At 65.4% G+C, this 17,613-nt stretch carries 22 protein-coding genes; 8 read left to right on the forward strand and 14 right to left on the reverse strand.

Features of this window, described 5'->3' with window-relative positions:
* Nucleotides 1–9: 9 nt before the first annotated feature.
* Together ACSBOX_RS20105 and ACSBOX_RS20110 are read right to left on the reverse strand one after the other, a co-directional pair.
* Nucleotides 10–753, reverse strand: a complete 744-nt coding sequence (locus ACSBOX_RS20105) for a 3-hydroxybutyrate dehydrogenase (RefSeq protein ID WP_442544039.1) — start codon at nucleotides 751–753, stop codon at nucleotides 10–12.
* Nucleotides 750–2,126 (reverse strand): MFS transporter, encoded by a 1,377-nt coding sequence (locus tag ACSBOX_RS20110; RefSeq protein ID WP_442544040.1) that lies wholly within the window; start codon nucleotides 2,124–2,126, stop codon nucleotides 750–752. Before ACSBOX_RS20110 ends, ACSBOX_RS20105 begins: the two co-directional genes overlap by 4 nt.
* Nucleotides 2,127–2,255: 129 nt before the next feature.
* On the opposite strand from ACSBOX_RS20110, the gene ACSBOX_RS20115 reads away from it, so the two are divergent.
* Nucleotides 2,256–3,152 (forward strand): LysR family transcriptional regulator, encoded by an 897-nt coding sequence (locus tag ACSBOX_RS20115; protein ID WP_442544041.1) that lies wholly within the window; start codon nucleotides 2,256–2,258, stop codon nucleotides 3,150–3,152.
* Nucleotides 3,153–3,228: 76 nt separating this feature from the next.
* Here the strand turns inward: ACSBOX_RS20115 and ACSBOX_RS20120 are convergent, their stop codons facing one another.
* The 4 genes from ACSBOX_RS20120 to ACSBOX_RS20135 form a co-directional block, all read right to left on the reverse strand.
* On the reverse strand, nucleotides 3,229–4,119 hold the full coding sequence (locus ACSBOX_RS20120; protein WP_442544042.1) for a spermidine synthase: 891 nt from the start codon (nucleotides 4,117–4,119) through the stop codon (nucleotides 3,229–3,231).
* Between the two features lie 91 nt (nucleotides 4,120–4,210).
* The gene (locus ACSBOX_RS20125; protein WP_442544043.1) at nucleotides 4,211–4,714 is read right to left on the reverse strand and encodes a GNAT family N-acetyltransferase; all 504 of its coding nucleotides are present in this window, start codon (nucleotides 4,712–4,714) and stop codon (nucleotides 4,211–4,213) included.
* A 15-nt stretch (nucleotides 4,715–4,729) separates the two neighbouring features.
* Nucleotides 4,730–5,428 carry an O-methyltransferase gene (locus tag ACSBOX_RS20130; RefSeq protein ID WP_442544044.1) on the reverse strand — a complete coding sequence of 233 codons (699 nt, stop codon included), beginning with the start codon at nucleotides 5,426–5,428 and terminating at the stop codon, nucleotides 4,730–4,732.
* 39 nt (nucleotides 5,429–5,467) lie between these two features.
* Complete coding sequence (locus tag ACSBOX_RS20135; protein ID WP_078106842.1) at nucleotides 5,468–5,791, reverse strand: thiamine-binding protein; 324 nt, start codon at nucleotides 5,789–5,791, stop codon at nucleotides 5,468–5,470.
* Between the two features lie 70 nt (nucleotides 5,792–5,861).
* Between ACSBOX_RS20135 and ACSBOX_RS20140 the strand changes: the two genes are divergently transcribed.
* Complete coding sequence (locus ACSBOX_RS20140) at nucleotides 5,862–6,482, forward strand: TetR/AcrR family transcriptional regulator (RefSeq protein ID WP_241707286.1); 621 nt, start codon at nucleotides 5,862–5,864, stop codon at nucleotides 6,480–6,482.
* A 55-nt stretch (nucleotides 6,483–6,537) separates the two neighbouring features.
* On the opposite strand, the gene ACSBOX_RS20145 is transcribed toward ACSBOX_RS20140, so the two are convergent.
* From ACSBOX_RS20145 to ACSBOX_RS20155, 3 genes are read right to left on the reverse strand one after another with little or no spacing between them, the layout of a single operon-like run.
* Complete coding sequence (locus tag ACSBOX_RS20145; RefSeq protein WP_442544045.1) at nucleotides 6,538–6,849, reverse strand: AzlD domain-containing protein; 312 nt, start codon at nucleotides 6,847–6,849, stop codon at nucleotides 6,538–6,540.
* Entirely contained in the window at nucleotides 6,846–7,598 is a 753-nt protein-coding gene (locus ACSBOX_RS20150) for an AzlC family ABC transporter permease (protein WP_442544046.1), read from the reverse strand. The genes ACSBOX_RS20145 and ACSBOX_RS20150 overlap by 4 nt, the downstream gene beginning before the upstream one ends.
* On the reverse strand, nucleotides 7,595–8,089 hold the full coding sequence (locus ACSBOX_RS20155) for a DoxX family protein (protein WP_442544047.1): 495 nt from the start codon (nucleotides 8,087–8,089) through the stop codon (nucleotides 7,595–7,597). The genes ACSBOX_RS20150 and ACSBOX_RS20155 overlap by 4 nt, the downstream gene beginning before the upstream one ends.
* A gap of 183 nt (nucleotides 8,090–8,272) precedes the next feature.
* Here ACSBOX_RS20155 and ACSBOX_RS20160 point away from each other — a divergent pair, with 183 nt between their 5' ends.
* On the forward strand, nucleotides 8,273–9,010 hold the full coding sequence (locus tag ACSBOX_RS20160) for a fumarylacetoacetate hydrolase family protein (protein WP_442544048.1): 738 nt from the start codon (nucleotides 8,273–8,275) through the stop codon (nucleotides 9,008–9,010).
* A gap of 69 nt (nucleotides 9,011–9,079) precedes the next feature.
* Here ACSBOX_RS20160 and ACSBOX_RS20165 read toward each other — a convergent pair whose 3' ends face one another.
* Complete coding sequence (locus ACSBOX_RS20165; RefSeq protein WP_442544049.1) at nucleotides 9,080–9,976, reverse strand: glycerophosphodiester phosphodiesterase; 897 nt, start codon at nucleotides 9,974–9,976, stop codon at nucleotides 9,080–9,082.
* A gap of 50 nt (nucleotides 9,977–10,026) precedes the next feature.
* Between ACSBOX_RS20165 and ACSBOX_RS20170 the strand changes: the two genes are divergently transcribed.
* Nucleotides 10,027–11,388: a DUF445 domain-containing protein gene (locus ACSBOX_RS20170; RefSeq protein WP_442544050.1), complete on the forward strand. Its 1,362-nt coding sequence runs from the start codon at nucleotides 10,027–10,029 to the stop codon at nucleotides 11,386–11,388.
* Between the two features lie 283 nt (nucleotides 11,389–11,671).
* On the opposite strand, the gene ACSBOX_RS20175 is transcribed toward ACSBOX_RS20170, so the two are convergent.
* From ACSBOX_RS20175 to ACSBOX_RS20190, 4 genes are read right to left on the reverse strand one after another with little or no spacing between them, the layout of a single operon-like run.
* Nucleotides 11,672–12,595 (reverse strand): biotin-dependent carboxyltransferase family protein, encoded by a 924-nt coding sequence (locus ACSBOX_RS20175; protein WP_442544051.1) that lies wholly within the window; start codon nucleotides 12,593–12,595, stop codon nucleotides 11,672–11,674.
* Nucleotides 12,595–13,188, reverse strand: coding sequence for a 5-oxoprolinase subunit PxpB (pxpB, locus tag ACSBOX_RS20180; protein ID WP_442546077.1), 594 nt, complete (start codon nucleotides 13,186–13,188; stop codon nucleotides 12,595–12,597). Before pxpB ends, ACSBOX_RS20175 begins: the two co-directional genes overlap by 1 nt.
* A 37-nt stretch (nucleotides 13,189–13,225) precedes the next feature.
* On the reverse strand, nucleotides 13,226–13,975 hold the full coding sequence (locus ACSBOX_RS20185) for a LamB/YcsF family protein (protein ID WP_241707273.1): 750 nt from the start codon (nucleotides 13,973–13,975) through the stop codon (nucleotides 13,226–13,228).
* Nucleotides 13,975–14,763, reverse strand: a complete 789-nt coding sequence (locus tag ACSBOX_RS20190) for a hypothetical protein (protein ID WP_442544052.1) — start codon at nucleotides 14,761–14,763, stop codon at nucleotides 13,975–13,977. Before ACSBOX_RS20190 ends, ACSBOX_RS20185 begins: the two co-directional genes overlap by 1 nt.
* Nucleotides 14,764–14,896: 133 nt before the next feature.
* Between ACSBOX_RS20190 and ACSBOX_RS20195 the strand changes: the two genes are divergently transcribed.
* The 4 genes from ACSBOX_RS20195 to ACSBOX_RS20210 are packed head-to-tail and all read left to right on the forward strand — an operon-like array spanning nucleotide 14,897 to nucleotide 17,585.
* Nucleotides 14,897–15,046, forward strand: a complete 150-nt coding sequence (locus ACSBOX_RS20195; RefSeq protein WP_442544053.1) for a hypothetical protein — start codon at nucleotides 14,897–14,899, stop codon at nucleotides 15,044–15,046.
* Between the two features lie 30 nt (nucleotides 15,047–15,076).
* The gene (locus ACSBOX_RS20200; RefSeq protein WP_442544054.1) at nucleotides 15,077–15,790 is read left to right on the forward strand and encodes a DNA alkylation repair protein; all 714 of its coding nucleotides are present in this window, start codon (nucleotides 15,077–15,079) and stop codon (nucleotides 15,788–15,790) included.
* A gap of 36 nt (nucleotides 15,791–15,826) precedes the next feature.
* On the forward strand, nucleotides 15,827–17,116 hold the full coding sequence (locus ACSBOX_RS20205; RefSeq protein WP_442544055.1) for a macrolide family glycosyltransferase: 1,290 nt from the start codon (nucleotides 15,827–15,829) through the stop codon (nucleotides 17,114–17,116).
* A 58-nt stretch (nucleotides 17,117–17,174) separates the two neighbouring features.
* Nucleotides 17,175–17,585 (forward strand): DUF6855 family protein, encoded by a 411-nt coding sequence (locus tag ACSBOX_RS20210; protein WP_442544056.1) that lies wholly within the window; start codon nucleotides 17,175–17,177, stop codon nucleotides 17,583–17,585.
* Nucleotides 17,586–17,613: the final 28 nt, after the last annotated feature.

The raw sequence follows: 17,613 nt of genomic DNA on the forward strand, positions 1-17,613 counted from the left end.
AGGGGCGACTCAGCGGGCGGACCAGCCCCCGTCCATCGTGTAGCTGGCCCCGGTGACCATGCCGGCGTCGTCGGACGCTATCCACGCGGCCAGCGACGCTACTTCCGCGGGCTCCACGAGGCGTTTCACCGCGGACTCCGTCAGCATGACCTTGGCCAGGACCTCCGATTCGGGGATGCCGTGCAGCAGGGCCTGGTCCGCGATCTGCTTCTCGACGAGGGGCGTACGCACGTACCCCGGATTGATGCAGTTGGAGGTGACTCCGTGCTGGCCGCCCTCAAGGGCAGTCACTTTGCTGAGCCCCTCGAGTCCGTGCTTGGCCGAGACATATGCGCTCTTGAAGGCCGATGCCCGCAGCCCGTGGACCGAGGAGATGTTGATGATCCGGCCGAATCCGTTGGCGTACATGTGCGGGAGTGCGGCCCGGATGAGCAGGAAAGGGGCCTCGAGCATGAGGGTCAGGATGCGGTGGAAATCTGCCGGTTCGAACTCCTCGATCGGAGCAACCTTCTGGATGCCGGCGTTGTTGACGAGGATGTCGCAATCCAGGCTGAGGCCGGCGAGCGCCTCGGTGTCGAGCAGGTCGACGGGCCAGGCGGTGCCGCCCAGCTTGTCGGCGAGCGCCGCGGCTCCGGCGGCATCGACGTCGGCCACCACAACTTTCGCGCCCCGCGCGGCGAGGGCCGTGGCACATGCTGCCCCGATGCCGCTCGCCCCGCCGGTGACAAGGGCCTTGCGGCCCTCCAGGGTCATGCCCGGGCTCCCACGGGGAGGCCGTGGCGAACGGCGTCAGCGTTGTCGACGTCTTCCAGCGCCACGCCGCGGGTTTCCTTGAGCGTCAGGACAACGACGGCGGTGATCACGCAGGAGATCACCAGGTAGATGGCCGTGGGCATCCAGGATCCGGTGTCCTTGAGCCACTGGGTCGCCAGCAGCGGGGCGAGCGAACCGGCGAAGATCGAGGTGACCTGGGAGCCAAGGGAGACGCCCGAGTAGCGCATGCGGGTGGGGAAGAGCTCGGTCATGATGGCCGGCTGCCCTGCGTACATGAAGGCGTGCAGGCAGAGGCCGATGGTCACGGCGAGGACGATCACCACCGCGTTCTTGGTGTCGAACATGGGGAAGGCGAAGAACGGCCACGTGGCGCCGCTGATGGCGCCGATCAGGTAAACCGGCTTCCGTCCCCAGGTGTCTGCCAGCCGGCCCAGTTGCGGGATGACGATGAAGTGGACAACGTGCGCGATCAGCAGGGCGAGCAGCAAGGAGGAGGTGTCGTACTTGTCCACGCTCTTGAGGTACACGATGGAGAAGCTCACCACGAGGTAATACATGATGTTCTCGGCGAGCCGCAGTCCCATGGCCTGCAGGATGCCCTTGGGGTACTTGCGGATGACTTCGCCAACGCCGTAGCTCACGGCTTGTTCTTCCTCCACCTGGGCTTTTGCCTCAAGGAAGATGGGAGCCTCGGTCACGTGGGTGCGGATGTAGTAGCCCACGAAGACGATCACGGCGGAGAGCCAGAAGGCCACGCGCCATCCCCAGCTCAGGAAGGCTGCGCTACTGAGGGTGGTGGACATGACGAACAGGACCAGCGTGGCCAGGAGGTTGCCGACGGGAACGGCGGCCTGCGGCCAGCTTGACCAGAATCCGCGGGACTCCTTGGGGCTGTGTTCTGCAACCAGCAGCACCGCGCCGCCCCATTCGCCACCCAGTGCGAAGCCCTGGATGAAGCGGAGCGCAACGAGCATGGCCGGCGCCCAGTAGCCGAAGTCGGCGAAGCCCGGGAGGCAGCCCATCAGGAAGGTGGAGACACCGACAATCACGATGGTGAGCTGCAGGGTGGGTTTGCGGCCGAGCTTGTCGCCGATCTGGCCGAAGACAATGCCGCCGAGGGGCCGCGCAATGAAGCCCACAGCGTACGTCAGGAACGCCTGGATGATGCCGTCAAGGTCGTTGCCGGTGGGCGGGAAGAAGTACTTGCCGAAAACCAGCGTTGCGGCGGTGGCGTAGAGGAAGAATTCGTACCATTCAACCACCGTGCCCACCATCGAGGCGGCAACGATCTTTTTGAGGCCTGCGCCCTTGCCGGGGGCGGCGCCTGCTGCGGAGCGTTGTCCTACGCTCATGTCCATCTCCTTAGTGTCCACACTGACACGTGCTGTGATCCACAACACGAAATGCTCCAATGAGTATTGCCGCACAATACTGGGGCTTCAATACCCAAAATGGCACCTTATGTGTGCAGAATTGCAGATATGAATCCGAATCCCGACGACCTCCTCGTCCTCCTCGCGGTATCGCGCTCAGGAAAGTTCACGACGGCGGCCCAGGCCTTGGGCCTGAACCACACCACCGTTTCCCGCAGGATCGCCGCGCTCGAGAAGGCGCTCGGCGGCCGGGTCCTCGCGAGGGCGGCAGGTGGCTGGGAAGTCACGGAGCTCGGTGCCGAGGCGGTGGGCGTCGCAGAGCGGATCGAAGCGGCCGTGGGCACGCTGGGACCGGAAGACCGCGCGCCGGACCCCATTGCCGGCGTCGTGCGCATGACGGCAACCGACGGTTTCAGCGCGTACATCGCGGCACCCGCCGTGGCGCGATTGCGGCGATCGCATCCGGGCCTCACGGTCGAGATCATCACGGTGACCCGTCGGGCGCTCCAGCAGCGTTCCGGACTGGACCTCGAGGTGGTGGTGGGCGAACCCCAGGTGCACCGGGCCGAGGCTGTGCTTTTGGGCGAGTACATGCTGGGAATGTATGCCTCGCGCGAGTACTTGGCTTTTCACGGCGTGCCCGGCACGGTGGAGGAGCTCACGCAGCATCAGCTGGTCTATTTCGTGGATTCCATGCTGCAGGTGGACGATCTCGATGCCCCGCGCCGGCTGGTCCCCTCCATGCGCGACGGCCTGAGCTCCACGAACGTCTTCGTCCACGTGGAAGCGACGCGTGCCGGAGCCGGCGTCGGCTTCCTGCCGTGCTTCATGGCGGACCGTCACCCGGACCTGGTGCGGCTGCTGCCCTCGGATTTCGCGGAGCTGCTCCCCTATTGGATGGTCCTGCGGCCCGACTCGATGCGCCGCCCCGCCGTTGCCGCCGTCGTGCACGCCCTGCAGGAGGAGACCGCCGCCCACCGCGAGCTGCTGCTGGCTCGCCGCTGAAGTCCCAACCCCCGCTCACATATACGCCCTCCCCGGCCAACGCTCGCTCACATATGAGCGCATCGGAGGGCAACCGTCAGGCGGTTGGCCGCGGATCGTGCCGGATCTGGGCGCCGACGGCGAATGCCCGCACCTTGGCGTCGTTCCAGATATGCGCGGGCACCGCCCCGCCGAGGAGCTTCCGGGCCAACTGGGGATCGTCGCCGAAGGGCTCGTGGCTACCCGCCATGATCATGTTTCCGTACCGCCTGCCCTTGAGCATCGCGGGATCGGCAATGATCATGGTGTGCGCAAAGGTGTCTGCGATGGTGGCGGCGTCCTCGCGGGCGTTCTTGAGGTCCGGCGCATCCCCGGAATTCACCACGTAGAGCCCGCCCGGCGCCAGCACCCTGGACGCGTGGTCGTTGAATTCGCGGGTGGTGAGCGCCCTCGGAGTGAGGGCCCCGGCAAAGACGTCCCGGATGATGAGGTCGCGGGTGTCCGGAGTGAGGCCCTCGGTCACTTCCCTTGCTTCACCCACGCGGATTCGCAGCAATGGGGCCTTCGGGAGGTCGAACCAGCCGCGAACATACTCGGCCAGTTTGCCGTCAAGCTCCACCACCACTTGGCGCGCATCCGGGTAGGCGGCGTGGAAGTACCGGGCAAGGGAACATGCTCCGCCGCCCAGATGCAAGGCACGCAGCTTCGGCTTGGACTCGGGCGGCCATTTGGATTCCACCAGGGCCGCAATCCAGCGCATGTACTCGAAGTCCAGGAACAGCGGTTCTGCCACGTCGATGTGCGAGCTCATGACGCCATTGATCTTCAGGAGCCAGCCGTTGGAGTTGTCCGGGTCGGCAACGAGTTCACAATCCCCGGTGTCGATGTAGTAGACGCCCTCCACGGGACCGTTCGGCTTGGTGCCCGCGGGCACCTCGATGACCCCGGCAGCCTGCCCGGCGCCCCTGCCCTTGCCACGCTTCGCCACTACACCCGCCCTCTTCCGGTCATCCTTCAACCCTAGTTGACGCCCCAGCCTTGCGGTCAGCCCCCGACGGCGGCACGCACCAGCGTTGCGCTCAGCCCCCGACGGCAGCACGCACCATCCGGATCTCCGGCAGTTCGTGCCAATCCGGCGGCAGGAGCTGACGCGTACCGTCAGGCTGGAAGCCATTCTTGCGGTAGAACGCCTGGGCACGTGGATTGTCTTCAAGCACCCAAAGGTATGCGGCAGCGTTGCCGACAACGGCGTCGAGCAATGCTTGCCCCACGCCCAATCCGTGCACTCGACGCAAGGTGTAGATCATCTGCAGTTCCACGTCGCACGGCCCATCCTCATCGCGGGACTGCCCGGAAGAAGCGATTCCCACAAGCGCGCCGTCGGTGTCGTGGGCGAGCATCGGCTTGTACGAGCCCGCCAATGCTTCGCGCTGCCTCTCGATCCGTGTGTTGATGGTGGCTTCACGGCTGGCGAAGAACTCCTCGGGCAAGAGGTGTCCGTAGCTTTCCCGCCAGGCAGCAAAGTGCATGCGGGTCAGGGGCTCGACGTCGTCCATCGTTGCCGGGCGAAGGGTAAATTCCATGCGGACAGCCTAGCGTCACACCACGCGGGCTATCGCGAAGCCGTCCCAGCCCTTGGATCCAACGGTTTGGATGGCCGTCGCGTCGAGTCGCGGATCCCTGCCCATCATCTCGAGTGCCCCTACGATGCCCGGCGCGTTCACCTCATCCATGGAAGGATCCAGGATGGCGCCCTCCCAGATGACATTGTCCATGACGATCACCGTGCCCGGCCTCCCGAGCCTGATGGCCCAGTCGAGGTAGTTGGAATCGTTCTCCTTGTCGGCATCGATGAAGACAAAGTCGAACGGGCCGTCCCGCATGGGATCTTCGGCCAGCGCCGCAAGGGTCTCCAGCGCCGGGCCGATCCGGATGTCTACTTTGTGCCCGATCCCCGCCATGTCCAGGTTTACCCTGGCGACTTCAGCGTGTTTGGGGAGGTATTCGCACGTGACCAGGCGGCCGTCGTCGGGCAGTCCCTGGGCCATCCAGATCGCGCTGAAGCCGGCCAAAGTGCCGATCTCGAGCACGTGCCGCGCGCCGGACAACTGCACCAGCATCTTGAGCAACTTGCCGGCGTTGGGCGCTACCTCGATGGGCGGCATCCCGGCGTCGAGGGCGGACTGCACCGCGTGTTTGAGCGCGGCGTTCGGGCGGACGACGGCGGTGGACAGGTATTCCTCGACGGCCACCCAGCCGGGCTGGGCCTTGTGTTCAAATCCGTTGTGTTCAAACATGGCCCCAGTCTGGCACCGGGCACGGGCAGTGGGAAGGACCTACTCCCCCTGGGCGATCGCCTTTTCAAGCCGCTCGACCTTACCCGTGAGTTCTCCGGCGTATCCCGGCCGGATATCCGCCTTGATCACCAGGGAAACCCGGTTACCGTACTTGCCCACGGCCTCGGTGGCGCGCTTGACGACGTCGAACACCTCATCCCACTCGCCCTCGATGGTGGTGAACATCGAGTCCGTCTGGTTGGGGAGCCCGGATTCGCGGACGATCTTCACGGCTTCGGCAACGGCGTCGTGTACCGAGCCATCAACGGATACGGCGCCAGCAGTGGGCTGGCCGGACGGGGCAACTGAGAAGGCAAGCAACATGAATCCAGTCTTTCATGGGCAAGAATGTCACAAAAGTGATTGGAGGCCCTCCGTTGCTACTGTGAGCAGCATGGACCGGCCCTTGGAACGCAAGCCACTTAGAGCTGACGCTGCGCGCAATGTCGACAAGATCATCACGGCGGCGCGGCAGTGCTTCCGCGAGCTGGGTCCGGAGGTTCCCCTGCAGACCATCGCGGCCACCGCAGGTGTCGGCCCGGCCACCTTGTTCCGCAACTTCGCGGACAAAGAACAACTCGTCTTGGCTGCCCTATCGCGGCAACTCAGGCTTCACGTGGACCCGGTCGTGGCGGAGTCCCTCGCTGGCATGGATGCCGCCGTCGGGCTCATCAACGTGATCGACGCCGTAGTCCAGGTTGCCAGCGAAGACGCCAACCTGCTGGGCGCCGTCGCCGGCCGCCGCGGACTCCTTGTGGGTATCACGGGCGGCTTGATCGATTCCATGGCTGAACTCCTCAGCCGCGGCCAGGGCCAGGGTTCGCTGCGCCGGGACATTTCCATCGAGGACATGGTGCGCCTTGTTGCCATGCTGATCGGCGCCGTCGACACCATGGAGCCGGGATCCCGCGCCTGGGAACGGCCGGTTGCCTTGCTTGAGGACGCCATCCGCACCGAACGCCCGTCGCGCCCGCTGCCGCAACAGACCCCCATCCCCGGGATGACTTTTCAATAACCAGCGCACGACGGCGGTCCGCACCGCAGCTACGATCGCCACTGCCCGCTGCGGTTCAGCGCCAGCCGAGCAGCCGCAGCCCCGCGGCCGCTGCTGATCCGACGATGACCACCACCAGGAACGGGGCCCGGAGCCACAGCGCGATGGCTCCAGCTGCGAGGGCACCGAGCCGGGCGTCGAAGGCGAGGGACTGGCCGGAGGCCACCGCATTGACGACGGTCAGGGACGTCAGCAGGCCGATGGTCATGGTGCCGGCCACACGCATCATCCGGGGACTCCGCAGTAGCTTCGCCGGCACGAAATAGCCCGAAAGCTTCGTGAGGTACGCCAGTCCGCAGGCGATGAGGATCCAGAGCCAGAGGTTCATTCGGCGTTCCTTTCGCGGCTGGAAGCGTCAGCGCTTGAATGACCATGCGGGTAGGGATCGACGTCGGGCTCCATCCCTTCGTCGCTGCGGCCGTGACTGAACCAGCCGATGGCCCCCGCCACCACTGCAGCCACGAGAATGGGCACGCCCGCCGGAACGAACGGGACCGCAACGATGGTTGCCAGCGCAGCGGCTGCTGCAATCGCCCAAGGCTCACGGCCCTTGAGCCGTGGCCAGAGCAGGCCGAGGAACGCTGCAACGGCGGCGCCGTCGAGCCCCCATCGCTTGGGATCGCCCAAGGCATCGCCGGCCAGGGCGCCGACGGCCGTGAAGATGTTCCACAACACGAAAATGCCGAGTCCGGCGGTCCAGAAGCCACGGCGCTGTTCGTCCGGATTCCGTTGGCCCGAAGCGGTGGCCGTGGATTCGTCGATGGTGATGTGGGCTTGCGGGTACTTGAGCCAACCGCGGGGGCGCAACAGCGCGTTCATCTGCATCCCGTAGATGCCGTTGCGCAAGCCCAGCAGCGCCGCCGCGGTCATGGCTGCAATACCGGATCCGCCGCCGGCCACGACGCCTATGAAGGCGAACTGCGAGCCTCCGCTGAACATGAGCAGGCTGAACGCCATGGTCTGCCAGAAACTGAACCCGGAGGCCGAGGCCAACGCCCCGAACGAGATGCCGTAGAGGCCCGTTGCGATGCTGATGGAGATTCCCACCTTCACCGCCGGGGATTCGAGGAGTTTCATGCTCCCCGTTTCGCTCCGGCCAAACTCCATGCCCACAGGATCAAGGAGATCTGCAACGGTAGGCGCAGTGTGTGAATCCGCCGCGCGGATGCGGTTCCGCCGGGAGAGTATGCACGCCGGAGCGCGTCCACGTGCCCGGCCAGGAATGCGGTGAACATCAGGGTGGTGCCGCGGGCTGCGGCCTTGCGGGTGACAGGAATGAGAAGTCCGACGGCGGCAGCCGCCTCAAGCAGTCCGCTCACCGCGATCCATTCCTCCCGGGACATGACCGCCAAGGCGCCGTTGCGCGGTGCGGTTGGTTTGGCCTTGTCTTGGCCATCCTCGAGTTCGGCGTTTTCGACCGCATGGTCCTTGCGGCAGAGATAGTCCGGGACGACCGGAGCGTAGAACTTCGGCTCCTGGAAGTGCTTCCTGGCGCTCACGAGTAACAGTGCACTCATGGCCGCCGCGGAGATTGTCTGGGTTGTCCGGGCGGACCACGAAAAAGGCATGTATTCATGCAACCACAGCCCCGCCCGGCGCGGTAACCGGAAACTCGAAGAGCCGAGCGCAGACTGTTCACAATCGTTCAGAATGCTGGACTAGGTTCAGTATGATGTATGTTCTTCCTTAGTCGGGCTTGGCGCCGACCATCGCCCCCGTCCGCTGCCCCACGAAATTCAACGAGGAGTTCCATGCGCATCGCCCGCCTACAGACACCCTCCGGCCCTCAGCATGCAGTGCTGCGCAACGGAAGCTGGGACCACATCGAGGATCCCTTTGCCGAGGTCCTTTCCTTCACGGGAGAATCCAGCTCCGCGGACGACGCCGAGTTCCTCGCGCCTGTCCGCCCTTCCGTAGTGCTGGGAATCGGGCACAACCTGGGCAACAACAACCACGTGCTGCCCATCCAGGCCTGGCACAAGTCGGTCCACAGCATCGCCGGGCCGGGTGATGACATCGTGGCCGTGCGCAACGCGGGCACGGTGAACGTGGAGGGCGAGCTTGCCGCCGTCATCGGAAAACGGGCGGAGAACCTCACAGCGGAGAACGCCTTGAGCCACGTCCTTGGCTACACCGTGGTCAACGACGTCACCAACGTGGACCAAAACCAGATCGACGAAAAGCTCTTCCAGGGCAAGTCCGGCACCAACTACACGCCGCTCGGTCCGTGGATCGAAACCGGGATCGAGGACCCGGACAACGTAAGTACGGAAGTAGCGGTCAACGGCGAGGTCAAGGCCAGGTCCGGTTCCTTCAACCTGCCGTCCTCCATCACGGATTGCCTCGTCTACGTCACCGAATGGCTCACCCTGGAACCAGGCGACGTCATCATGACAGGAGCTCCGAACACCTTCGTTGCTGTCCAGCCGGGCGACCAGGTGGATATCACGCTGGGCGGCATCGGAACCCTGAGCAACACGGTCATCTGACTCGCAGTTGTTGTCGTTTTGGAGCCCCAAAACGACAACAACTGCGAGTTAGTTGGGTGCCCGCTGTGCCTAAAGCTGGGCCAGGACCTGCGCCGGCTTGTTCGTGGTGATCTCGTGGATGCCGAGGCCTTGGCACAGGGCGACATCGTTCTCCGAGTCGACGGTCCACACCCGGAAGCGGCGGCCTGATTCCAGCCAGCGCTGGACGGTGCGGGCGTGCTTGCGGACGTAGTCGATGCCCGGGCCGGCCAGCCCGACCTCGCAGTCGTCCAGGATCCGCTCGCCTTCCTGCTGGGCTGCCTTCATCACGTTGGCCACGGCTCCCCCGGTGATGGCACCCAGGCCAAGTTCATCGCGGATTTCTTCCACCGTGACGTCGTCCACGAGCTGGCAGATGTGCTCCCCGGGAACGAACTGGAGCAGGTGCTTGACGGAATCCGGGCTGAAGCTCATGAAAGAAACCTGGATGTTGTCCAGCGTGGAGGTCTCTGCATCCCAACCCTGGCTGCCCAGAACCTCCAGCACGCGGTCTTCAAGCTTGAGCTGGTATGGGCTCGGGTGCTTGAGCTCGATGGCCAGGCCGATGGCCCTGCCGGCATCGCGCAGGATGTCCAGCAGCTCCGGGAGCGTGAGGAGCTGGTCCGACTTTGCCCCGTACTGGTCCGGAATCCTGGCGCCCTTCCAGGAGGAGAAGTCCAGCTGCCGCAGCTCTTCGAGCGTCTTCTCGGCCACGGGACCGGTGCCGTCCGACGTGCGGTCCAAGTTCGCGTCGTGAAGCAGGACCACGTGCTGGTCGCGGGTCAGGTGGACATCGCACTCGACGCCGTCGGCGCCGTCGGCGATTGCCTTCAAGTAAGCGGCACGCGTGTGCTCCGCAAATGCGGCACTGGCTCCGCGGTGGGCGTAGACCTTGGGTCGCGTGCTTTGTTCCGTTTGCTCCGGGCGACCGGGGTTGTCAATCGTCATGGGGACACGGTAGCCCACGCCCGCGACGGCGACGGGGCTACGCTGGGCACATGCAGGTGAACTCTGAACAAATCCCGGTGACGGACAGCGATAGCGACCCGACGGCGGAGGCTACCCGGCGCGCAAGTGCCAGGAACGGCTCCACGGTTGCGGCCGGCGTCGGGCAACGGAACGGCGACGCCGAAAAGGCTGCAGCCCTCCGTCGGATGAAATCCGTGGCGCTTGCGCTCCTGATTGTGATGGCGGTGGTATTCACGGCCGCCTTCGCCCTGCAGAAGCAGTATCCGTGGCTGGAATATGTGCGGGCAGCCGCCGAGGGCGGCATGGTCGGAGCGCTGGCCGACTGGTTCGCCGTCACCGCCCTGTTCAAGTACCCCATGGGCCTGAAGATCCCGCACACGGCCATCATCCCGCGGCGGAAGGACCAGATCGGCGCCTCGCTTGGCGAATTCGTCGAGACCAACTTCCTGTCCGAGCAAGTGGTCCAGGAGAAGCTCGCGAGCGTGGACATCGCCCGGAAAGCCGGCACGTGGCTCGCCTCCCCCGGTGGTCCGGAGCGTATCGCCAGGGAAGGTTCAGCACTGATTCGCGGCGCGTTCACCGTGTTGAACGACGACGACGTGCAGGCAGTGATCGAGGGCATGGTCCGCAAGCACTTGCTCACCCCGCCCTGGGGACCGCCGGTGGGCCGGATGGCCGAACGGATCTTTGCCGACGGCCACCACCACAAGCTCGTGGATCTGCTGGTTGACCGGGCGGCGGATTGGGTGGAAGCGAACCACTCCACGGTGAACCGGCTCGTGTCCGACCGTTCGCCCCTCTGGGTTCCGTCCTTCGTGGACGACATCGTGGGCGACCGGGTCTATAACGAAATCGCCAAGTTCATCCGGGCTGTGCAGCAGGATCCCGACCACCAAGTGCGCCAATCGATCGACACATACCTCGGGGATCTGGCCCAGGACCTTCAGCACGATCCCGCAATGATCGCCCGGGCCGAGACAATCAAGGCCCAGGTCCTCGGTGATCCCGAGGTCCGCGAACTTGCCTCCCGCACGTGGGGCACCATCAAGAACGCGCTGCTCACCGCCGTTGACGATCCCGACAGCGAACTGACGCAGCGTTTCAAGAGCGCCGTCCGGGACTTCGGTTCGCGGCTTGTCAGTGATGACGAGCTGGCGGGCAAGGTCAACGCCTGGATCGGCGATGCCGCCGGGTACCTCGTCAAAACGTACCGCTCCGACATCGCGGGGGTCATCACGGACACCGTGGCGCGCTGGGATGCCGAGGAAACCTCGCAAAAGATCGAACTCCAAGTGGGCAAGGACCTGCAGTACATCCGCATCAACGGCACCGTGGTGGGTTCGCTGGCCGGGCTCGCGATCTTCACCGTGGCGCACTTGCTGTTCGGCTGACGCGGGTACCCTCCAGGCGGAAGGGGACATGCCCACCCCTGCCGCTGAGCATTGGACATAAACCCAATATGTCCCCTCCTCGCATCCAGGAAGGCGCATGTCCAGCGCGGGTACCCTCCAGGCGGAACGGGACATGCCCACCCCTACCCCTGAGCAATGGACATAAACCCAACATGTCCACTCCTCACACCCAGGAAGGCGCATGTCCAGCGCGGGTGCGCACGAACAAGGGACATGCCCACCCCTCGCAGCGAAGAAGGCGCATGTCCAGTGGTGGGGACCGTCAGCCCAGGAAACGGATCCGCTGGCCCGGGCGGGCTTGACCTAACAAGTCCAGGTCCGTGCGACGCACCACGGCGATCACAGGGTAGCCACCCGTCACGGGATGGTCTGCCAGGAATACCGTAGGAAGGCCCGACGGCGGCACTTGCAGTGCGCCGAGCACCATTCCTTCGCTGGGCAGTTCCCCCAGCCGGGTCTGGGTGAGCGGGCGGCCCACCAATCGGGCACCGATCCTGTTGGAATCAGGCGATAGGATCCATTCCTGGCTGACCAAGCGGCGCCAGGAGTCTAGGTCGAACCAGTCCGCACGGGGGCCGCGGTCCACGCGGGCTACGATTGCTCGCCCCGGATCAGGAGCGCTGCGGATAGCAGGGAGGCCACGCGCATTATCGCGGGTTAAAGTCCCGGCCCCGGTCCCAGCCCCCGCACCGGAACCCATACCGGAAACCAGGCCGTTGCCAGCGGAAACCCGCCCGATTCCCAACTGTCCACCCGATGTCAACGGCGCCGGGCCTTCACCGGAGAGCATGTCCGTGCTGCTTGAACCGAGGAGCCTGGGCGCGTCGATGCCGCCCTGAACCGCCAGGTAATATCTCAGTCCGAACAGCGGAGTACCGAAATCAAGCACGGCACCCGGAGCCACCCGTACGGCTTGGTTCAACGGAATCTCGGCCCCGTTGAGGGTCACGATCCCCTCGGCGCCTGACACCACAATGGTCGACGCCGTGACGAACCGCAGGCGAAGCCCGCCCAGCAATATTTCCAGCCCGGCCGCCTCCGCAGGATTCCCGGCGAGCATATTGGCAAGGCGAAGCGATTGCCGGTCGAGTGCGCCGGAAGGGCTCAGCCCCAACGAGGCCCAGCCTTTCCTGCCAAGGTCTTCCACCAAGGTGAGCGGGCCGGGGTTCACCACTACGATCCCCATCAGGCCTCCACGAACCGGACCAGGTCACCCGGCCGGATGAGCGCGGGCTCGGCTTTGGACGCGTCCCACAGTGCCGCCGTCGTCGTTCCGATCAACTGCCACCCGCCTGGAGAGGATCGTGGGTAGACCCCGCTGAACTCGCCCGCGAGGCCAACAGAGCCAGCCGGCACGGCAGTGCGCGGAGTGTTCCGACGCGGGACGCGGAGCCGCTCATGTGTCGTGACCAGGTACACGAAGCCGGGCGCAAAGCCGGAAAACGCGGCCGTCCATTCCGAGCTCGAGTGGAGCTTGACCACGTCAGCCTCGCTCATGCCCAGGAACTGCGCCGTTTCCGCAAGGTCGGGGCCGCCGTAGGAGACTTCGATGGTCACTTCGCGGCCCGAAGCCGCAGCGTCGTATGCCGGTTCCGCGGACTCCAGCCAGTCGCGGACTTCGGAAGGACGGATCGTTTCGGGATCGAAGGTGACCAGGACAGTGCGGGCCGCGGGCACGACGTCGATGATCCCCTCCGGCGTTGAAACGCCGGCAGAAACGCCCGCCCCGGTCAGCCCGCGGTAGTACGCGACGACGGCGGCCAGTTCCGGCAATTCCACCAAGAAAGCGCTGTCGCCGCAGGGCAAAAGCTCCCGGTCAGGCGAAGGATTCAATCTCCACACCAGCTTCCTCAAGGCCGGCGCGCACCGCCGCAGCCAGCTCGACAGCGCCTGGGGTGTCACCGTGGATGCACAACGAATCGGGCTTCACCCGCACCACCGTGCCGTCCACGGCCAGCACCTCGCCCCGTACGGCAAAGCGCACGGCCCGCTCGACGACCGCGGCGGCGTCGTGCACCACCGCGCCGTCCTGCGAGCGCGGCACCAGCGTTCCGTCCGGCATGTAGCCGCGGTCCACGAAAGCCTCCCGGAACACCGGGTGCCCGGATTCTTCGGCCAGCCGCAATAATGCCGAGCCCGGCAGGCCAAGGACGGGAAGCCCGGGATCGTAGGCGTGAATTGCGGCCACCACGGCTTCCGCCTGCTCGACGTCGTTGACGATCCTGTTGTACAGGGCACCGTGCGGTTTGACGTAGTCTACAGAGGCGCCCACGGCATGGGCCATGCCGTCCAGGGCACCGAGCTGGTACAGGACGTCGCCGAAGAGCTCGTCGAAGGACATGTCCATCGATCGGCGCCCGAAGCCGTGCAAGTCCCGGTAGCCCACGTGGGCACCCACCCGGACGTCGAGTTCGAAGGCGGCGCGGCAGCTGTCCAGCATGGTCACCGGATCCCCGGCGTGGAAGCCGCAGGCAACGTTGGCGCTGCTGACAATCCGGAACATTGAAGCGTCGTTCCCCATGGTCCAGGAGCCGAACGACTCCCCCGAATCAGCGTTGAGATCCACTATTTTCCGCCTTCCAGCGCGTTCTGGCGGGCGGCTGGAAGCAGCTCGCCCGGGATGATGTCCGGCATGGGACCGAATGCTTCTCTTGCCGAGGCCGCTACGGCGCGCCCCATGACGCGGTTTCCGACCCCTCCCACCACGGCCCCCACTCCGAAAGGCAGGGCCCGGCCGAGGAAAGCGGCGCCTTGGCGCTGGACGAGCCGCTTGAGGAAGGCGCGCTGGATGGCGTCGCGAATGACTCCGAATCCTCCGCCAGGCAACTTCTTGGTAAGGGTCTTGCCCCAGGCCTGCGTGACGCCTCTGCCTTTGCCGAGCGTTTGTCCGCTGAGCGCACCGAGCAGGGCCGTGCCTTCCTCGCCGAGCATGATGGCCATGACCATGGTTCGTGCACGGTCGGGATCGGTCAGGCGGATGCCGTGGAGTTCGGCCAGGGAAGCGGCATAAAGCGCGGTTCCTTCCAGGAAGCCGATGGTGGCAACCGCGGACAGGCCCAGCGAGGCTGCGGTGCCGATCCCGGGTACGACGGCGGTTGCCCCGACGGCGGCACCCCCTCCGGTGACTGCGGCGAGGTAGTCGCGCTCAAGTTTGGCGGCCAACTGGGCCGCCGTGGCGTGCGGGTGTTTGCGCTGCAGGCGGCGCAGGTTGGCCAGGACAAGGGGACGCTGGACTTCGACGGCGCGAAGCAGCACGTTGTGGACACCGGGCTTGGCATTGCCGCTGGCGTCGAACATGGCGTTGTGGGCCGTTTCCTGCGCAATCCTTACTGCCTGGTTGGGTCGCTTTGCCATTCTTCACCTCTGCATTCAGCCGTTGAATTCGTTCGGTAGTTCCTTGCCTAGCCTAGGCCACACTCCCCCTCCCCGGCGTAGACTTTAAGGCGTTCGCGGGAACAGTCCAACGAAGGACAGGGGAGTATCCGTAATGAGCAAAACAGCAGATCCCAACGACGTCCGCCATCACAGTGACGCCCCTGCCGAAGGGGAAACGGAGGGCTGGGTGCCCCACGATACGGGCCTTCATAGCCAGGAACCCGCCGAAGGCCCGGATACCGACGACGCCCCCGCAAAATAGCGTTCAGCCTGCGAAATCGGGGAGCCGAAAGTGGCTTCGCACGGAGTACTAGTCTCTCCGGGGGATACCCAACCGGGGCAATTGTTGGCGCGCGTCCTCGAGGAACTGCGCGCTTTGGAGAAGCACGACGCCGCGAGCTTCCGCACCGTCCGCCGCCGGGTTTCGGCGGAAATCGCCACGATGGACGGCGCCGTCGTCTTCAATCTCGCCGAAGGGCTTGTGCGGGCCGGCTTTGCCTGGGAGGGATGGGAATTCATCAATGCCCATCAGGCGGCTTTCGCTGAGCTGACGCGGGCCCGGCTTGAATACTTGGGAGAAGGCATTTCCACTTGGGGCCAGGCTGATGCGTTCGCGACAGTCTTGGTGGGGCCGGCCTGGCGCGAAGGGCTCATCTCGGACGCCGACGTCGACGGCTGGGCACGGAGCCCGGACCGCTGGTGGCGGCGCATTGCGCTTGTCTCCACGACGGTCCTCAACACGAGGTCACGGTGGGGAACCGGCGATACGCAGCGGACGCTCGCCGTCGTCGGGATCTTGATCAATGATCGCGACGACACCGTGGTCAAGGCAGTCAGCTGGGCGCTGCGGTCCCTGGTGCCGTGGGATCCGCGCGCCGTCCGGACCTTCCTGGATATGCATGAGACCGAGCTTGCCGCCCGTGTGAAGCGCGAGGTGCGGACCAAGTTGGAGACTGGGCTGAAATCGCGCCGGCGCAGCGTTCATGGCATCGATCTTTCCAAGTGAAGCATCCACTGTTCCGACACCCGAGGGAGTGGCGCCATGCACATAGCCTTCATTTGTTTGCCGGCGGCGGGACATGTGAACCCGACCCTGCCAGTGGTCGCGGAGCTGGTCCGCAGAGGCCACCGGGTCACGTACGCCACGTCGGCGAAGTACGCGAAGGCCGTTGAATCTGCCGGCGCCGAGTTCTTTCCGAGTGGAGAGGATCTGGCGGCCTTCCTCCCGCCGCGCGAGCGTTCCGCGGAGGCCAGTCCGGCGCCGGCCGAGGGCGCTCCGGCACCCTCGCCGATGACGGGGATGTTCGCCGGAATGCCGTCCGGAATGATGTCGGGACTGCTCGAGCGGATCCTCAAGGGCGCGAGGGAGGAGTTCCCGGCGCTGCTGGCCCGGCTGGCCGAGGACCCGCCGGACGGGTTGGCATACGACGCCATGACGCTCTCAGGGAAGATGGCTGCCGCGAAGTTGGCCTTGCCCGATATTGCGTTGCTTCCGAGCTACGCCACCAATGAACATTTCTCGATGCGGGACCTCATGCCGGGCCCGCCGCCGCCAGGCATGGTGGAGGCGTGGAAACAGGTCGGCCAACGGATCCATGATTTCGCCGCCGAACATGGCGTGGGCCATCTGCAATTCATGGGAGGCCCGCCCGCGTCGCTGAACATCTCCTTCATCCCGAGGGAATTCCAGCCTTCGGGAGAGACTTTCGATGCCAGGTTCCACTTCGTGGGCCCTTGCCTTGGCTTGCGCGGTAACGAGGAGGCCTGGCAACCGCGGGTGAAGGACAGTCCGCTGTTGTTCATCTCCCTTGGCACCACCCCGCTGAATGACCGCCCGGACTTCTTCAGGATGTGCCTGGAAGGATTCGCGGACACCGAGTGGCAAGTCGCCATGGCAATCGGAGAGCGCGTCGAGGAGTCTGAGCTCGGAGACATCCCGGAGAACTTTGAGGTACGGCCTTTCTTTCCGCAGCTCGAAGTCCTGCCGCACGCCTCCGCTTTCCTTTCCCACACCGGGATGAACTCGACCATGGAGGCCCTCTATTTCGGAGTGCCGTTGGTGGCCTTCCCGCTGCAGCCCGAGCAAGGAGCCAATGCGCGCCGCGTGGAGGACCTTGGACTCGGGCGGCGGCTCCCGCTGGAGGGGCTCTCCCCGCAGCTGATCCGGGAAACGGTCCTTGACGTCAGCGGCGACCGGGCGATCAGGGGCAACCTTGAGGCGATGAGCGCGCGCGTCCGCGGCTCAGGGGGAGCTCACGCAGCCGCCGACGCCATTGAGGACTTCCTGCGCGGCCCCGATGGCCGCCTTCCGGGGCCGGCCGATGCTGTGTAGCGTGTAGCCATCATCGCGCGACGCCTGCTGCGACGCCCGCCAGGAAGGACACCGTCACATGGCCGCTGGATCCAAGGAAGACCCCTGGAAGCTCACAACCCCGCCCGGCTCCTCCGACTACACGATGTACCGGGACGAAGCAGCCGACCCTCCCGCGATCGTTTGCCAGGTAGGCTCCACGACCCTCAAATACCAATTGAGCGCCATCGAGGACCTTCATGCGTGGCTACTCCAGCAAGGCGATTGGGTGCCGCTCGGCGCCGCGGACGAGAACAAGCCAGCCGCCGAAGGCACTGTTGAGGCTTGGGGTCGCGACGACGGCAACCCGGTAGGCGGTTGGTACGGGTTGCGCAAGGGATACCGCGGCCGATTCGGGATGTACATGCCGCCGCTCCTGGAAGCACTTGGACTCGCGGAACTCACCCACGAGAAGCGGAACAACAGCATGCGGGGCATCGCGCCGAAGTAGCGAGCGGCTTGCATCCGTTGCTGAGTAA

It is taken from the genome of Arthrobacter sp. KN11-1C (assembly GCF_052180225.1).
Lineage (GTDB): Bacteria > Actinomycetota > Actinomycetes > Actinomycetales > Micrococcaceae > Arthrobacter.

Bases quoted from the DNA above. Each gene is read 5' to 3' on its own strand.
- ACSBOX_RS20105 (WP_442544039.1), bottom strand. From the start codon at position 753: ATGACCCTGGAGGGCCGCAAGGCCCTTGTCACCGGCGGGGCGAGCGGC.
- ACSBOX_RS20110 (WP_442544040.1), bottom strand. From the start codon at position 2,126: ATGAGCGTAGGACAACGCTCCGCAGCAGGCGCCGCCCCCGGCAAGGGC.
- ACSBOX_RS20115 (WP_442544041.1), top strand. From the start codon at position 2,256: ATGAATCCGAATCCCGACGACCTCCTCGTCCTCCTCGCGGTATCGCGC.
- ACSBOX_RS20125 (WP_442544043.1), bottom strand. From the start codon at position 4,714: ATGGAATTTACCCTTCGCCCGGCAACGATGGACGACGTCGAGCCCCTG.
- ACSBOX_RS20130 (WP_442544044.1), bottom strand. From the start codon at position 5,428: ATGTTTGAACACAACGGATTTGAACACAAGGCCCAGCCCGGCTGGGTG.
- ACSBOX_RS20135 (WP_078106842.1), bottom strand. From the start codon at position 5,791: ATGTTGCTTGCCTTCTCAGTTGCCCCGTCCGGCCAGCCCACTGCTGGC.
- ACSBOX_RS20140 (WP_241707286.1), top strand. From the start codon at position 5,862: ATGGACCGGCCCTTGGAACGCAAGCCACTTAGAGCTGACGCTGCGCGC.
- ACSBOX_RS20145 (WP_442544045.1), bottom strand. From the start codon at position 6,849: ATGAACCTCTGGCTCTGGATCCTCATCGCCTGCGGACTGGCGTACCTC.
- ACSBOX_RS20150 (WP_442544046.1), bottom strand. From the start codon at position 7,598: ATGAAACTCCTCGAATCCCCGGCGGTGAAGGTGGGAATCTCCATCAGC.
- ACSBOX_RS20155 (WP_442544047.1), bottom strand. From the start codon at position 8,089: ATGCCTTTTTCGTGGTCCGCCCGGACAACCCAGACAATCTCCGCGGCG.
- ACSBOX_RS20160 (WP_442544048.1), top strand. From the start codon at position 8,273: ATGCGCATCGCCCGCCTACAGACACCCTCCGGCCCTCAGCATGCAGTG.
- ACSBOX_RS20165 (WP_442544049.1), bottom strand. From the start codon at position 9,976: ATGACGATTGACAACCCCGGTCGCCCGGAGCAAACGGAACAAAGCACG.
- ACSBOX_RS20170 (WP_442544050.1), top strand. From the start codon at position 10,027: ATGCAGGTGAACTCTGAACAAATCCCGGTGACGGACAGCGATAGCGAC.
- ACSBOX_RS20175 (WP_442544051.1), bottom strand. From the start codon at position 12,595: ATGGGGATCGTAGTGGTGAACCCCGGCCCGCTCACCTTGGTGGAAGAC.
- ACSBOX_RS20190 (WP_442544052.1), bottom strand. From the start codon at position 14,763: ATGGCAAAGCGACCCAACCAGGCAGTAAGGATTGCGCAGGAAACGGCC.
- ACSBOX_RS20195 (WP_442544053.1), top strand. From the start codon at position 14,897: ATGAGCAAAACAGCAGATCCCAACGACGTCCGCCATCACAGTGACGCC.
- ACSBOX_RS20205 (WP_442544055.1), top strand. From the start codon at position 15,827: ATGCACATAGCCTTCATTTGTTTGCCGGCGGCGGGACATGTGAACCCG.
- ACSBOX_RS20210 (WP_442544056.1), top strand. From the start codon at position 17,175: ATGGCCGCTGGATCCAAGGAAGACCCCTGGAAGCTCACAACCCCGCCC.